At 42.5% G+C, this 15,816-nt stretch carries 12 protein-coding genes and 1 riboswitch; of the genes, 4 read left to right on the forward strand and 8 right to left on the reverse strand.

All coding sequences use genetic code 11. The features are described from left to right. Positions 1–25 precede the first annotated feature (25 nt). From QZ407_RS04160 to QZ407_RS04170, 3 genes are all read right to left on the reverse strand, one after another. Complete coding sequence (locus QZ407_RS04160; RefSeq protein WP_295767876.1) at positions 26–1,315, reverse strand: voltage-gated chloride channel family protein; 1,290 nt, start codon at positions 1,313–1,315, stop codon at positions 26–28. A gap of 29 nt (positions 1,316–1,344) precedes the next feature. Further along, a riboswitch (Fluoride riboswitch) is annotated at positions 1,345–1,411 on the reverse strand. Between the two features lie 30 nt (positions 1,412–1,441). Further along, positions 1,442–2,623, reverse strand: a complete 1,182-nt coding sequence (locus QZ407_RS04165; RefSeq protein ID WP_295767878.1) for a TlpA disulfide reductase family protein — start codon at positions 2,621–2,623, stop codon at positions 1,442–1,444. Positions 2,624–2,704: 81 nt separating this feature from the next. Beyond that, positions 2,705–3,889, reverse strand: coding sequence for a formimidoylglutamase (locus QZ407_RS04170; RefSeq protein ID WP_295767880.1), 1,185 nt, complete (start codon positions 3,887–3,889; stop codon positions 2,705–2,707). Between the two features lie 79 nt (positions 3,890–3,968). Between QZ407_RS04170 and QZ407_RS04175 the strand changes: the two genes are divergently transcribed. The 3 genes from QZ407_RS04175 to QZ407_RS04185 all read left to right on the forward strand — a co-directional run bounded on the left by QZ407_RS04175 (position 3,969) and on the right by QZ407_RS04185 (position 6,939). Next, positions 3,969–4,937 carry an NAD-dependent epimerase/dehydratase family protein gene (locus tag QZ407_RS04175; RefSeq protein ID WP_295767882.1) on the forward strand — a complete coding sequence of 323 codons (969 nt, stop codon included), beginning with the start codon at positions 3,969–3,971 and terminating at the stop codon, positions 4,935–4,937. Between the two features lie 67 nt (positions 4,938–5,004). Further along, positions 5,005–6,297: an HAD-IB family phosphatase gene (locus QZ407_RS04180; protein ID WP_295767885.1), complete on the forward strand. Its 1,293-nt coding sequence runs from the start codon at positions 5,005–5,007 to the stop codon at positions 6,295–6,297. A gap of 156 nt (positions 6,298–6,453) precedes the next feature. Next, the gene (locus tag QZ407_RS04185) at positions 6,454–6,939 is read left to right on the forward strand and encodes a universal stress protein (RefSeq protein WP_295767888.1); all 486 of its coding nucleotides are present in this window, start codon (positions 6,454–6,456) and stop codon (positions 6,937–6,939) included. Between the two features lie 51 nt (positions 6,940–6,990). Here QZ407_RS04185 and QZ407_RS04190 read toward each other — a convergent pair whose 3' ends face one another. Beyond that, entirely contained in the window at positions 6,991–8,520 is a 1,530-nt protein-coding gene (locus QZ407_RS04190; RefSeq protein WP_295767891.1) for a polysaccharide lyase, read from the reverse strand. A 206-nt stretch (positions 8,521–8,726) separates the two neighbouring features. Then, complete coding sequence (locus QZ407_RS04195; protein ID WP_295767894.1) at positions 8,727–9,794, reverse strand: branched-chain amino acid aminotransferase; 1,068 nt, start codon at positions 9,792–9,794, stop codon at positions 8,727–8,729. A 236-nt stretch (positions 9,795–10,030) separates the two neighbouring features. On the opposite strand from QZ407_RS04195, the gene QZ407_RS04200 reads away from it, so the two are divergent. Next, positions 10,031–11,179, forward strand: coding sequence for a TlpA disulfide reductase family protein (locus QZ407_RS04200; RefSeq protein WP_295767898.1), 1,149 nt, complete (start codon positions 10,031–10,033; stop codon positions 11,177–11,179). Between the two features lie 99 nt (positions 11,180–11,278). On the opposite strand, the gene QZ407_RS04205 is transcribed toward QZ407_RS04200, so the two are convergent. The 3 genes from QZ407_RS04205 to QZ407_RS04215 all read right to left on the reverse strand — a co-directional run bounded on the left by QZ407_RS04205 (position 11,279) and on the right by QZ407_RS04215 (position 15,599). Next, positions 11,279–13,153, reverse strand: coding sequence for a heparinase II/III family protein (locus tag QZ407_RS04205; protein ID WP_295767900.1), 1,875 nt, complete (start codon positions 13,151–13,153; stop codon positions 11,279–11,281). Positions 13,154–13,481: 328 nt separating this feature from the next. After that, positions 13,482–14,171 carry an alpha/beta hydrolase gene (locus tag QZ407_RS04210; RefSeq protein WP_295767902.1) on the reverse strand — a complete coding sequence of 230 codons (690 nt, stop codon included), beginning with the start codon at positions 14,169–14,171 and terminating at the stop codon, positions 13,482–13,484. Positions 14,172–14,309: 138 nt separating this feature from the next. Beyond that, positions 14,310–15,599: a hypothetical protein gene (locus QZ407_RS04215; protein WP_295767905.1), complete on the reverse strand. Its 1,290-nt coding sequence runs from the start codon at positions 15,597–15,599 to the stop codon at positions 14,310–14,312. Positions 15,600–15,816: the final 217 nt, after the last annotated feature.

The following is a 15,816-nucleotide window of genomic DNA, read 5'->3' on the forward strand; positions in this document are numbered from 1 at the left end:
AAAACTCCCCCTTCTCGCAGGAGAGTTAGATAGGACTTCGGGGCAACTTCCCACCCATACGCTGCGCAGTGTAAATTCCTGTATCGCCACTAAAGTAGTAAGCAGTAAAACAGGCTACGGCAAATAGTAAGGCATGCTCGCTCCCAAAAAGTTCAATACCCATTATGGTACAGGCCAACGGTGTGTTGGTAGCTCCGGCGAATACAGCTATAAAGCCTAACGCTGCAAATAGGCTTACCGGCGCGTTAAGTAACCCTGCCAAGGTGTTTCCCAGGGTAGATCCTATGTAAAATAAAGGCGTAACCTCACCTCCTTTAAAACCTGTTCCAAGCGTAACAGCTGTATAAACAAGTTTCCATAGCCAACTTAAGAAGTCGGCACCACCTTGTTGAAAGGCCGAAACAATAGTTACTGCACCCGGGTATTGGCTATCAACTCCTAAGCTTAAATAATCGGGTTTGCCCAAAATAAATGTCAAGGCGATAATGATACCTGCGCCGCAAACGGGTATAAGCCATTGTGGTTTTATTAAACGCAACGACAATGTTTTTACAGCGTGTACTGCTTTTGCAAATCCAAAAGCCGCCAAACCAAAAAAAGCCGAGGCAATAACGGTTTTTACCAACAACCAAAGATTAACACCTAAATGTTGCCCGTAAATGTCTTGCCCTTTTGATACATAGGTAATTTGATAAAGCGTATGATGGATACCCCATGCTGAAACGGTGACATCGCCAATTAAACCGGCAATAAGGCAGGGTAGTAGTGCGTCATACTTTATGCGGCCAATAGTGAGTACTTCAAGGGCAAAAATGGTACCTGCCAGCGGTGTGCCAAACACCGCCCCAAAGCCTGCAGCTATACCGGCAGTAAGCACAATACGCGTGTCGGTTTCATTAAGTTTATACAGACTGCTTAACCACTTGGCTATACTGCCGCCTATTTGTACGGCCGTTCCCTCGCGCCCTGCCGATCCGCCGAATAAATGCGTTATAACGGTAGTAAATAAAATAAGCGGGGCCATGCGCTTAGGCACTCCTGCGCCTGGCTTATGTATCTCGTCAATAATTAAATTATTACCCCGCTCGGCCGATTGTCCGTACAACTTGTACAGAAAATGGATACCCACACCTGCCAGCGGTAAAAGGTAAAGCAACCAAGGGTGTGCAAAGCGGTAATGAATGCTCCAGTTTAGCAGCCACAAAAATAAAGCAACCATGCAGCCTATGGCAAAGGCAATGGGCGCAATAATAAGCGTCCAACGGGCAATGTAGTATAAAACTGAGTACTGTGCCGAGGTGAATTTTTTAAACATAAGCCTGCAATGCAATAAATTTAATCATCTATTGGGCAGGCGCTATCAGCTTTTTAAGGGCGGTTCAATTAGGTGAGCACCATCACCTTTAGGGATAAAACAAATATAGCTTCCTGGCTTAACTTATCAAAATAACTCCTTACTCTCCTTAGGCTGCTTGGTGCTGCTTAATACTTTAAGCAATGTCATTTCCAAATCGCCGCCACGAAGATTTTTGGCAACTATTTTGCCATCAGGACTAATTAAAAAGTTTTGAGGAATAGACTGCACAAAGTAAAGTGCGGCCGCCTCATTGTTCCAAAATTTAAGGTCTGATACCTGTGTCCAGTTCAAGCCATCATCTTTAATGGCTTTTAACCAGGCCGCTTTACCCTCTGGTCTATCTAACGATACGCCGAGTACGGTGAAGTTCTTGTCTTTAAATTTGTTATAAACGCGTACTACATTAGGGTTTTCCTGGCGGCACGGACCACACCATGATGCCCAAAAGTCAAGCAAAACATACTTGTTCTGCTTGCGGAAATCAGAAAGTTTAACTGGTTTGCCGTTCTCATCGTTCTGCGTGAAATCAGGTGCAATAGCACCAATAGCGGTGGCTTTTAATGCTGCAAACGAGGCTTTGAGCTGCTGTCCTTGTGGCGTTTCTTTAAGCTTTTGTGATAAGCTGTTGTACAAAGGCTCAATGATATTTACATCTGCCGAGGGGCCACCCATTGAACTTACTGCCATAAGGCTCAGGTAGCTGTAAGGGTGAGCCAGGATAAAGTCTTTTAAATACTTTTCACGCTCAATTTGTATTGCCTTAAACTTATCCTGCATGGTGTTTTGGTACACATTGCTTTGACGTTGCTGAGGCGTAGCGGCCTGCACTTCCTGGTATATTTTTTCGGCACGGGCATATAGCGGGGCCAACGTGGTGTTAAGCTCCTCGTTATCCTTATTAATTTCAGAACCGGTTATTTTGCCTTTTGTTACTGAATCTGTAGCGGCAAGGTAAATATTCCCTTTTTCTAAATATAGGTTAAGCACATCATCAGTTTTTGATATGCCTGCAAAGCCCACCCCACGATGATCAACTATCAGCATTGCACTAACAGGATTGGCAATTTTGCCGGTGAACTGAAAGGCTCCATCAACAAGGGTAGTGGAGTCAAGTTGTTTTCCCTGGCCTTGCTGGTAAAGTAAATAAATACGGTAAGGTTGTTTAACGGTTGTGAGTTTTCCGTTTACAATAAATGTTTCGTTGATTTGAGCTACAGCAAAAGCCGGGAGCAGTAAGCTTATGTATACTAATATTTTTTTGAACATTGGGCTGTTATTAAAACAGAGTATTAAACGTTAAAAAAGCGTTTTTGGTACAAGCACGCTAGTTATTGCTTATAAGGGACGTTACGCCAGTTTTTGATATGTTCTCCACCATAAATCGGGCATTTCGCCAGTAATGGCTGTAGTGTAATCCTCATAACGGCAAGGCACCAGGTGATACCGTTCATTTAATGATCCGCCTGTAGGGTAAGGTACCTGCATCCACCAGCGGTCTGTTTTCTTGCTTTTAACAAATACTATCTCATGCTCATCATGCTTTAGCGTAGTTTTATAAACCAGGTATTGCGATTTGGGCTGCAAAGGAAAATCCTTTTTACGATTGTAAAAACCATCAATAAAATACCAAACCATCTCAGCTAAAAGCAAGGCCGTTTGCCCGTTATTATCATAAGCAGGGTTAAACTCATAAAAACCTATAGAGCTCAGCTTATCATTAAAGCCGGCGTAGCGGCACATTTGGCAGGCTTCTTCACCATAAAAGCCGTTGGGCGTAGCGTTGGCATTGGCAGCTGCGTCTGATGAACGTATGGCACCCATGTCAAAGCTGATCATGTTGGCGTTACGAATTACAGGTTCGGTAACGTTAATATTGCCCATTAGTTCGCCAAGGCGGTGTACGTCAAAAAATAAGTTGTCCATTACGCGCAAACTCTCCGGGCTTACAAAATAGGTTTGATGACCAAGGTTGCTGTAGTTAAATAAGTAATTAGGCTGATGCAGGAATATTTTATTGAGGTATGACTGAGATGTGGTTGCATCTTCGTTTTCCATGTCGGCCTGTTCGTCTAAGTCAAAGTGCGAATCTAACACCACCAAATCTACCTTCTGTTCCATCTCCTCATAGGCCAGGTACTGGGCGTAGGTTAAATCCTGACCTCCGCCTAAAATTACTGCCATAATATCCTGTTTTACCAATTCGGCAACAACGGTTTTTACAGCAAAGTAGGTGTCATTTATACTCGCGCCTTGCTTTATATTGCCAAGGTCGTATATTTTTGAGTTGTACTCACCTTCGTAAAGCGTGTAAAGTCTTTCGCGAACATAATCAGGACCTAAGGCACAGCCGGTATTGTTAATGGCATTGCGGTCTTCCTGCACGCCAAAAATTACAAGGTGGGGTTTTTCTTCAAGGTCGGGAAAGTATTCAGAGTAAGTTTCAATTTTACTTCCCAACTGACCGGCGCGGTAGCCCTGAGCTGGTTTTATTTTATCTAAATCAACTGGCGAAAAGAAATCAGCTAATGACATATCCTGTGCGTACTAAAGTCCAAATATCCATTTTTTAAATTAAATTGCGCTGTTTTTATTAGAAACAACCCTTTTGTAAATGATTCTGGTTACCGGCGCAACAGGTTTTTTAGGCTCAGTGCTAACAGCACATTTGGTACGACAAAATGTGAGGGTACGTTGCGTCAAACGCAGTTCGTCGGTTATTCCTGATGTACTTAAGCCCTACGCCGCACTCATTGACTGGCGCGATGCCGACATTTTGGAAGAACCAATATTAGCCGATGCGTTTGAAGGTATAAGCAACGTTTACCATTGCGCTGCCTGGGTGTCATTCAAACAGGCCGATAAGGAGCCTATGATTTATACCAATGTTACCGGTACGGCTAACATTGTAAACTTATGCCTCGAGCATAATGCCCGTCTTTTGCATGTTAGCTCAATAGCTGCTGTAGGTGCAGCAAAACCAGGTTTGCTCACCACCGAAAAAAATCATATTGAAGAAACACCGGTAAACAACGTTTATGCCATATCAAAGCTGGAAAGCGAAATGGAGGTTTGGCGCGGTGTTGCCGAAGGTTTGGATGCGGTTGTTATTAATCCATCGGTTATTATAGGCGCCGCTGCAGGCACTGCCGGTAGCGGTAAAATATTTGAAACGGTACGTACAGGTGTGAAATATTACAGCAGTGGCAGCTGTGGGTTGGTTGATGTTGATGACGTTGCCAAATGTGCCATTGCTTTAATGAACAGCAACGTTACCGCCGAGCGTTTCATTGTTAACGCCGAAAACTGGAAATATAAAGACCTATTTGAAGCAGCAGCCCGCTGCTTTGGTGTAAAGCCACCAACTACCGAAGCAAAACCCTGGATGCTGGAACTAGCCTGGCGCGGAGCTGCCGTAATTGCTACCTTAACAGGAAAAGATCCATCGTTTGATAAGATTGCCGCCCAGGCTGCATCTGTTGAACAAAACTATGATAACGGCAAACTCAAAAAGGTAATTAATATTGAGTTTAAACCAATAGCGCAAAGCATCAGGGAAATTTGTGAGGCGTTGAAGCAATAGTTTCAATTACTTATCAACCACTCTGCGTAACAATCAATCAACAAAAAAACTATATTTGCCCGCAACCATGGGCCAGTATTATATAATTGATTTTGATAGCACTTTTACGCAGGTTGAAGCGCTCGACGAGTTAGCACGCATAAGCCTTAAAGACCATCCGGGCCGCGAAGAAGTATACCAAAAAATTGAGGATCTTACGAACTTAGCAATGGAAGGTAAGCTTTCATTTGCCGATAGTTTGGAGGGGCGTATCAAATTGCTTAAAGCAAACCGCAGCCACCTCGATTTGCTGGTTAAACATCTCCGTAAAAAGGTTTCACCATCGTTTTCACGCAATAACGTTTTCTTCAAAAACCACCAGGAAGAGGTATTGATTGTATCGGGTGGGTTTAAAGAGTTTATTACGCCGGTGGTAAGTGAGTATCATATTAAAAAGGAAAATATTTACGCCAACGATTTTGAATTTGATGCTGAAGGCAACATCATAGGTTATGACCGCAAAAACCCGCTTTCACAAGAAGGCGGTAAGGTTAAACTATTGAAGGAATTAAACCTGCAGGGTGATATTTTTGGTATAGGTGATGGTTACTCCGATTTTCAGTTGAAGGAATCGGGCCTTATTAAGAAGTTTTTCGCTTTCACTGAAAATATTGAGCGTAAATCGGTAGTTGAGAAGGCAGATCACGTTACGCCAAGCCTGGATGAATTCTTATACATTAACAGGCTGCCGCGCGCTATATCATATCCCAAAAACCGTATAAAGTGTTTGGTTGTGGGTAATGTTGAAGATGAAGCGCTGTCACAAATGCGTAAGGAAGGATATAACATCCGTCATCATGATGAAATTAAAGCAGAATACTTGCAGGAAGCCGGTATTTTGTTTTGCGATGAAGCACATCAACCTACGCCCGAGCAACTGCAAAATGCAGGCAGGTTAAAAGTTATTGGCTGCTTTGGAAAGGTAAATAACCGCAAGATTATAGATGCTGCCTGCGAAAACGGTATCATTATATTTGACGACCCGAAGCATAACCCCCGCAATGCCGACTTTTTACCAAAGCGTGTAATTGCTTTTATGAACGAGGGTAAAACCCACACCAGCTGTAATTTCCCTGATTTGCAGCCGCCGCGTATAAATAACGCACACCGGTTAATACACATCCATAAAAACGTGCCGGGTATACTTGCCAAAATCAACGAGGTATTTGCACGCCACAATATTAACATTGCGGGTGAGTTTTTGGTAACCAATTCAAAAATTGGTTACGTAATTACCGATGTTGATGCAGGTTATGATGAGCAGGTATTAAGCGAGCTTAAAAATATTGAACACACTATAAAATTCAGGTTACTCTATTAAGAGAATAAAAAAGTACAGTGTGAGGATTCAAGAGAGTAGGAATTAGCAGCTAAAAAGCAGCTGTATGTGATCTCAATTCTGTATTCTTTACTCCGTTCTAAAAAACATATCGTGTTTTGCCTGTTTATATAAGAAAACCATTAAGCCTTAATATATATGGAAATTAACAGGATTTTGATTGGGGTAGACGAAAGTAAATATTCTGATCATGCAGCAGCTTACGGATTTGGCCTGGCGCGTAAACTTGGCGCAGCGGTGGCTATTGTAAATATAATTGAACCGGTTATTGCCCCGGTATCACCCATGACTGATACTACCTTTGGTTTGCCGTTTGAAGGTACCGCCGATGTTACGGCCCTTGATATGGTATCAGCTCAAAACCAATCGGCCGATAGTTTACTTAACCGCATTACACAGAAATATGGTGAAGGTATAGAGGTTACTCAATACACAGACCATGGTGCGGCGGCAGATGCTATCATCAGTTGTGCAGCGCAGTTTAATGCAGGCTTGATTATCCTTGGAACACATCACCGTAGCGGGTTTGACCGTTTGTTTATGGGCAGTGTGGCCGAAGATGTTGTACGCAATGCTGATGTACCGGTATTGGTAGTGCCGCTTAAAGATGAGAAAGAAGATTAAATAAAAGAGGCTTTACAAATTGTAAAGCCTCTTTTATTTATACGGTGATTGTTAACTGATAACATCAACATTGTTTGCCAGGTTACGATAGTTGATTTTTTCTTTAGGATTAGTGCCGTTCAAAAACTCCTCAACATTAGTATACCCATCACCGTCGCTGTCTAAAGCGCCGTCTTTTGCATCTTTAGGGTTCAGGCCATTTTTTACTTCCCAGTCATCGGGCATGCCGTCTCCGTCGGTATCTTTAAGAACCTGCGATGGTTTAAAGCTTAGTACAGGATAGCCACCAACCTCAGCAATATCTTTAATAATACCGGTTTTAGTGGTGGTTTTACCGGTACGTACCATTTCGGTAACGCGTTTGTCAACCGCGTCACGTTTTGGCAGGGTTGCGCCAGCTTTAGCCAGAACAGATTCAAACGCAGCTTCGGCGGTTTGATGCGGAGCAACCGGCCATCCTTCAAACGGTGTGTTTACGCGAGCCAGTTTCTTTATGTCGTCTTCGTTCTGGTTAGCTCCTTTGGCGCGCATACCTTCCCAGTTGTTATTAGTAGCCTCCTTGTTGCCATCCATAATGTTGCCGGCAACATACCATTTGCCCGGCCTAACCGGGGCCTTAGGGAACCACCCGCCCTCTGCCCAGGCGCTTCCCGGTGAGTATTGGCTTCTTTGTTCAATACGGGCAAATACACTGCGCATATCATCATTAGTTGCGGGCCCTGGTTTAAAATAATTATTTATGATGTTGATTAATGAAGTTTCGTCGCCGCCGTCGATTGACCGATGACGCCAGTTGAAAATAACATTATTACGAAGATCAAAAGCGCCCGACATACCTATTGATGGATTACGCGCTGTATTGCTTGCCAGCAAGTTATGGTGAAATGTTGATGGATTGCCACCCCAGGTACCTCCAAACGCATGCCCTTTAGCATCTAACGCCTCGCTCGAAATTGTCCATTGAATGGTGATGTTTTCGGCCGGGTCTTTAATTTGCGTTTTGCCGTCAAATGATGGCCTCATATGCCTGTAAAGCGATATATTTTCATCCATACCCCAACTGGTTGAACAGTGATCAATAATGATATGATGATAAGGGATACCGCCAATATTATCGTCGCCCTGACCGCCAACCGGCACGCCACGGCGAACGCGAAGGTGACGTATGATTACATTGTATGTATTAATATTTAATGTGCCCGCTATGCAAATACCATCTCCGGGGGCCGATTGACCTGCAATGGTAATATCGGGACTATTAATGTCAAGGTCCTTATCTATTTTGATAGTACCTGCCACACGAAAGACTATAATGCGTGGACCTTCGGCTGCTAAAGCAGCGCGTAGACTGCCGGCACCACTATCATTCAGGTTAGTTACGGTAATAACTTTACCACCTCGGCCGCCGGTGGTAAACATGCCGCCGCCCCATGCGCCTGGAAATGCCGGTATAGCGGTTTCGGGTAAACGGGGAGGATGTGGGGGAATTTGTCCTTGCTCCTGCGCATTTACGCGCTGTGCGTTTGATGAAAATGCAAGTGCAAACAAACCTGCTACTGCAAACTTATACGATGTTCTCATTTTAGTATAAAATCTTGACAAGTTTTTATTGGTTTATAAATCAAGAAGTTAAATATAAAATAAGGGCTATAAAATGATTGTAACATTTACGTTTTAAAACGTTGACCTCAGTTTAAAGCCGTAGTTGCGAACAAATAGAACATAAAAACAAAGCGCATCTTTCAAAGAAAGATGCGCTTTGTAAATTCTATTCTGCAGGTGTTAAATTATATCATATAGTTCCAGCTATGCGTATCTGCCGCACGTCCGTAACGTATATCATTTAACGAATTCAGTAATTTTTTTGAAAATTCACGGCTTGCCGGATCGCTCAGCGTTAACTCTTCGCCCTCGTAATTAATTGCACCAATAGGAGCAATAGTAGCAGCAGTGCCTGCTCCAAATGCATCAGTAAGTTTACCGCTGCGTGCGGCTTCAACAATTTCGGTTATAGGTACACGGCGCTCTTCTACGGTAATACCCCAGTCTTTAGCTAAAGCAATAACCGTATCACGGGTTACACCATCTAAAATGGTATCACGGGTTGATGGGGTTACTAACTTGCCATCAATTAAAAACATAACGTTTGCAGCACCAAGCTCTTCGGCATACTGATGCTCTTTTGAGTCGGTCCAGATCATTTGGTCAAAACCTTCCTCAACTGCTTTACGGCTTGGCAGCATTGAGCCTGCATAGTTTCCGGCTGCCTTGGCAAAACCAAAGCCACCTTCGGCAGCACGAGTATATTTGGTTTCAAACTTTACACGTAAAGGCTTGGTAAAGTAAGGCCCAACCGGGCAGGTTAGTACAATGAATTTATAAGTGTTTGATGGCACCACACCCAAATAAGGGTCGGTGGCAAACATAAACGGACGAATGTATAATGAATATCCATCGGCTGCCGGCACCCAGTCGCGCTCTACGTCAACCAGTGCGGCAATGCTTTGTATAAACATATCAACCGGTAACTCAGGTGCGCATAAACGCTCGGCCGATTTATTGAAACGTGCAGCATTCTTGTCAGGGCGGAATACCGATACGTTGCCATCGGCATGGCGGTATGCTTTTAATCCTTCAAAAAATGCCTGACCATAGTGTAATGATGAAATAGCCGGGCTTAACGCAATAGGACCGTAAGGTAAAATTTCAAAATTCTTCCATTCACCGTCGGCATAATCAGCCACCAGCATGTGGTCGGTAAAAGTGTGGCCAAAGGTCAGCTGGCTAAAATCTGTTTGAGCCAGGCGCGATTGGGTGTTTTTCGTTATCTTGATGTCAAGCGTTTCTGTAGTCATGGCCTGATGATTAAAAAAGTAAGGCTGGCAATTTAAGATTTTTTGTGCTTAAAGGCTAATGAGTTGCTAATTAAAACTAATTTGTGTCAGGATTAAGGTGCTTTTAGCGGCAAAAACACGAGTGTGTTGTAATAATTAAGCATATGATAAATATTGTTAATTGCTTGTATTTGAACCTGAGAAGTTTAGATTTGTAATTAACTAAATCCTTATTCGGACTACAAAATATTACCCCCATGAAAAAAATACTATTAACTGCCCTTGCCGCGCTTCCGGTGGCAACTATGGCACAAACCGGTGCCTTTACCGTAAAAGGTAAAATTGGTAAAGTGGATGCTCCTGCAAAAGCTTACGTTCAATACCGTAAAGACGGAAAACTTGTAGTTGACTCGGCAATGGTTAAAAACGGCGAGTTTGAGTTTAAAGGAACTGTGGCTGCTCCGAGCCAGGGCTACGTATTATTGAGCAAAAAGGGCGACGGCATGAACAAGGTACGCGATTACCAGCAAATTTATTTTGAAAGCGGCGTAATTAACATCACCAACACGGCCGATTCATTGGGTACAGCAACCGTTACAGGTACACCAACAAATGCCGAAAATGAAGCATATAAAGTAATGAATAAACCCGTTACTGCTTTATATGCCGAAATGAACGCAAAGGCTAAAGCAACTCCTGCTGCCGACAGACAAAAACCTGAGTTTAAAAAGGAAATGGAGGCAATGGAGAAAAAGGCCGACGAGCAGTCTGACATAATTAGCAGAAAGTTTGTTAAGCAATACCCTAAGTCATTAATCAGCTTAAATTTAATTGGTAACATGGCTTACGGAATGGACTATGCCGAAATTGCCCCTTTGTATGCTGCTCTTGCACCATCGGTTAAAGACAGTGAAAGCGGCAAGAAGCTGGGCGATCAATTAGCTAAAATGAAAGTTGTGGCAATTGGTGCTGTGGCTCCTGAATTTGCCATGGCCGATACCACCGGTGCTATGGTTAAGTTATCATCTTTCCGTGGTAAATATGTGCTTGTTGATTTATGGGCATCATGGTGTGGTCCTTGCCGCCAGGAAAACCCTAACGTAGTGCGTAATTTTAATAAATACAAAGATCGTAACTTTACGGTATTAGGCGTTTCATTAGATCGTCCGGATGCAAAAGATAAATGGTTAGCTGCCATTAAAAAAGACGGCTTAACCTGGACTCATGTATCTGATTTAAAGTTTTGGGATAACGAGGTTGCCAAAGCCTGGGGTGTACGTGCCATACCACAAAACTTTTTATTAGATCCAAATGGTAAAGTAATAGCTAAAAACTTACGTGGCGACGCGCTGGATGCCAAGCTTGGTGAAATTTTGACCAAAGCTGAAAAGGTTAAAGCCGAGTAATAAGGTTTCAATCCAAACAAAAGAAGCACCGTTGCATTGCAGTGGTGCTTCTTTTGTTTTATAGGCAACACGATGTATTGCTTGCCTTTTTCTTTACTGTTACCAATTACTAAGTAATGCAGGAGTGTTATTAGTGATTTTGATACCTGCCGGAATCAAATAAACCTTAAATGCTTTTTTACTATTGGCATTAACTCTGGTTTCAAAACCTACCAGCGCGGTACCCGGGTTAGCGGCATCGTAGCTATGAGGAGGAGCTGTACTCCATGTTTGAAGTTCAATACCCTCAATTCCTTCAACCTTTAGGTGCATTTGCTTGCCGTTTTGCTGCAGGGTAAGCTCATTGCCTTTAATTGATGCCACACTTGCCGGAGTAAGCATTGCCCATCTTATCATGCATTCTTTGCTTCCGGTTTCAACTTCATCACTAATAAGCATATATTCATTATTAACAATGGCAACGCCACGCTCTGCCTTTTGTAAATCTTCTTTGTAGGCAGGTGTAATATCCATTACAGCGTACATAAACTTAGGCTTGTCAGACGACTTTATAATTTTTGCCTCGCCCTTAACATCTTGCTTGTGGCCGTTAACTGTAAGTGTACTGTGCGAAAAATTTGCGTATCTGAATACATCCCATCGTTGCGAGTTTTGCCCCATCTCCCATATGCTTAACCCTGCCGATTCAAGTGAGTTGTACTGCTCCATGCCTAAATCAGCAGACCAGCGGTTGCCCTCAAAATCGGCCACAAAAGAGCCGATATCCATGTGCCCATGGCTCTCTGACGGACTGCCGCCTTTAAAGCCGGCGTATATGCCCTTTTGCCTGCGCCAGTCGGTACGCATAATGGCAACCTGGTTTGCACCTTTGCCTTGCCATATTTTGTTTACAGGCGGCTTTGCAGCACTTATGTTTGTTGTGCCTGCCCAAATAATAGCAGCAGGCAAAATGCGATTACTTTTTGCGTTAAACTTTTTTGTTTGCAGGTAGGTTTTTTCAACAAACAGAAGGGATGGATCTTTAAGTTGATTGGCAAACCAAAACATGGCCGGTTGCAAGCCTTCAATTCCACCCGCATCTGAGTAGTTAAATGGTATACCTGATGGACCTGTAAGAAACTCATAAAAAGTACCGGTATTCATAAAGCCTGGTTGGCTTTTCAAACCAAAGTTGGTACCAAAAAGCTTTTCCATTGCGCTTATAAAAAACACATTGAATGATGTGCCGTAGCCCCAATAACTGTAGCCTTCTTTATAGCCACCGTCAGGAGCATACTCTTTCATTGGCTTTTGTATAGTGCTAACAGCGCGGTTTAATATGTTTTTTGCCAACGATGAATTACGCTCATAGATAGCGATAGCGCCGTAGCTTAAACCGGTGTTACAAACCTGGTTCCAGTTGTTGGTTGCCTGCAGCCAGCTGTTATACTTGCTGTTAAGTGAGGGTTCGAGCCCTTTTGTTATAATGGCTTCGCTAATTATGGTTCGTGATTTTGGTGACAGGCCGTTGTACAACCAATCATAACCAATGGCAACTGCCAGGCTCATCTCAGCCACATCTAAAAAATGACTCGGGTTCCAATCTGTAAAATTACTTACAGCCAGCATTTCTTCTTCAGCACGCTTCAAGTATTTATCTTCATTGGTAATGCGCCACGCGTATGATAAAAAGAATATTCTGCGCAGGGCTTCACGAGATACGCTTAGCAGCCTTCTTCCGGTAACAATGCGTTCCTGTACTTTAGCTGTAAGCATGTCTTCGCACTCGGTAATAATACTTTTGTGTACGTTAAGCCAAAGCGTATCTTGCTTTAACAGCGCCTTAATCTGTGCCTCATCCTTTTTAAGTATTAGCAACCGCGGATGCTGCCCAAATTTTGTAGTGTCAATAGTAGTTTGAGCTCGTACGTTTAAGGCAAACAATATAATGGCAATTAAAGCCAGTGATATTTTACGATAAGTGATGTATTTCATGTGGTAATTATAGGTTTAAGTTTTTCGTTGTAAAATAGGGTAGGAGACTTTACAAGCTTTTTATTTGTGTAATTGAAGTTTTAGGTTAAAGCCTCATAAACTTTACAACATCGTCAACAAAAATTTTTTGTTGATCTACGAAAGGGTAATGTGAACAGTTATCAATTGTGTCAAAGTATTTAAGACCAATGATGTTTTGTATGTCTTGGAGTTGCTTGTTAGAAAAAATTCTATCCTGCTTACCATAGATTCCAAATAGTTTTACCCCTTTAGTTTTTATGTTTCTAAGAATCTGCTTGGTGTCAATATTTACCTGCTTCTCGTTTTTTTAGAAAAGTAGCGGAGCTTGATCATTACGAATGTTAGCGCGGCCGAATTCACTGTTTTTATAGTCAGCTTCTAATTGTATTGATTGTGGTGTGGAATAAGGCATACGGAAATAGCCGTATGCTGATGCAATCTCGTAACACTTTTTACGAAACTCTGCACTATTATGATTGAGGGTTTTGATATAAGATATCTGCTTCAACATGGCAGAATCCTTTTTCGCTATAGCAGTTTGAGAAGTGCTTTTTAGTATATGATCATACGTCTCTTGTTGAGTAAATAATGCACCTGCCAGTATAAGTCGTTTTACCCTTTTCGGCCTGGCGTTGGTAAAAAGTGTGGCAACAATACCCCCAAAGCTGTGCCCAAGTATGGTAGCTGTTTTTAATTGATACTCCTGCATCAAATTATCCAGGTCGGTAATTGTCTCGTTAAAAGTCATGGTGGCTGCTGTGTCTTTTGAACGGCCTTCACCACGGCGGTCATAAGCAATAACGTAAAACCCTTTTTGTGCAAGTAATGGTGCAGTTGTGCCTTCAAATAAAGTTGCATTACCTCTTGGCCCACCATGAATATAGATTATGGCGGGGTTTTCAGGGTTGCCGTAGGCTTTGGAATAAATTTGTTGTGAACAAGCCTGGCTTGCTATAAGAAGAAGTGCTGTAAATAACTGAAAAAAAGTATACTTCATTAAGCGTGGTTAATTTGGCTTGAAAAGCCAGATTAACCACGCTAGTTTAAGCGCAACCGTTTAGGCATTCATGCGCTTCAAAGCTATAAAAATCGCTTTACTATATTTTGCTTACTTAAAGCGATGAATAAATAAATACTAAGGTAACGTAACAACTCCCTTTTGGTAATAGTCTTTAATTCCTTTGCGCAGGTAGCCTCCGTCATCATCGGATGGTTCATTTTGTGCCGTTACACCATCGCCTCTTAAATCAAGGTAGGTGGTACAATCGTTCGAGCCCCATCCAAACAAAAATCCGATAACTCCCGCTTCGCCGTAGTGTGCAATTTTCGATTTATCACCGTTTTGCATAACCGGCTGTAAAAAGTATTGCACTCTGTTATCTTTATAATGACCCGGAGTACTGTTACAGCTTGCGGTTATGGTGTTGCCCATAGGTATTTGCCACAAAATAATTTTCTTGCCTAAATCCTGATTCAACTTTTTTAAGTAGCGTTGAAAGCGGTCATAATCGCTCAGGTAATCGTTATCAGCACGAGGTTCCATTGACCACCACGAGTTTAATCGTCCGTAAACCAGTTGGTATAAACCGGCATCACGATCTGAGAACTCAGAAAAAAGTAGATCAAAGTTAGCGTTTAATGACTTGTAATAGTTGGCGGTTATGCCTGCATGCTCTTCAGGGTTATACTTATTGCCAATTACATCAACACCGGTAGACCATTGTGAGGCGTGCCATCCCAGCAATACGTTAGGAGCATACTTGTTTCGCATACTTACTATTGCCTGCGCTAAACCCTTGGCATTATTGCTGAAGCCCTGCACATCGGGATGGTTGCTTTGACTCACTTTTATTGTTCTCTTGGTTGCATCATCTTTAAACATCTGCATGTAGCCAAACAAATCGGGCTCATAATGAATTACAACCGTTTTGCCATAGCTTTTGCATATTTGAAGCAGGAGTTTAAAATCATCAAAATACTTTCTCATCAATTCGGCGTCGTTTAAATTGATGGTTGCGGGCTCTTGAAACCGATTGCGTGCAGGTACAATATTATAGTAAGTAAATACAGGAACTTTGCCCATGCCACCAATTCCGTTCAGAAAATTACGCGCGTACTGACCCGACGGCCAGTTCCAGGTTGTCCAGCCGTTTGAAAATATGTCGCCGGCTAAATAAACATAAACATAATCAGCCTCATTTATAAAGCTGGCTCGCTGAGATACGTCTCCTTCAATACCAAAAGCTACCCGTTTGGGTAAGCCGGCAGGGATGGAGCCGTTAGCGGTAATACTTGTAAGGGAGGTAGTAGCTAATCTTTTTTCAGCTATAGCCATAGGTGCAACATCATCTTGCGGAGCTAAGCCAGCTTCTTTTCTGCAGCCAGCAGCAATCAGAAGTAATACAAAGAGCAGAGTTTTTTGCATACAACAGTTAAATTAATTAGGTACAGTTTTATACGAAATGTAATTTAGATTGTTGTATGGCGCTGGTTAAAAAGTTTTCGTTGAATGCAGTTGTAATCCGGTTTAAAGCAGTATTTAATGACTATTTATACTGAATTGATGTGTATTGATATGTCATTACCAGCCTAACTGAGAGAAATCGGCATTGACGTTAAAAAGTGATCACTTGAAAGACAGA

The organism is uncultured Mucilaginibacter sp. (genome assembly GCF_913773635.1).
Classification (GTDB): domain Bacteria; phylum Bacteroidota; class Bacteroidia; order Sphingobacteriales; family Sphingobacteriaceae; genus Mucilaginibacter.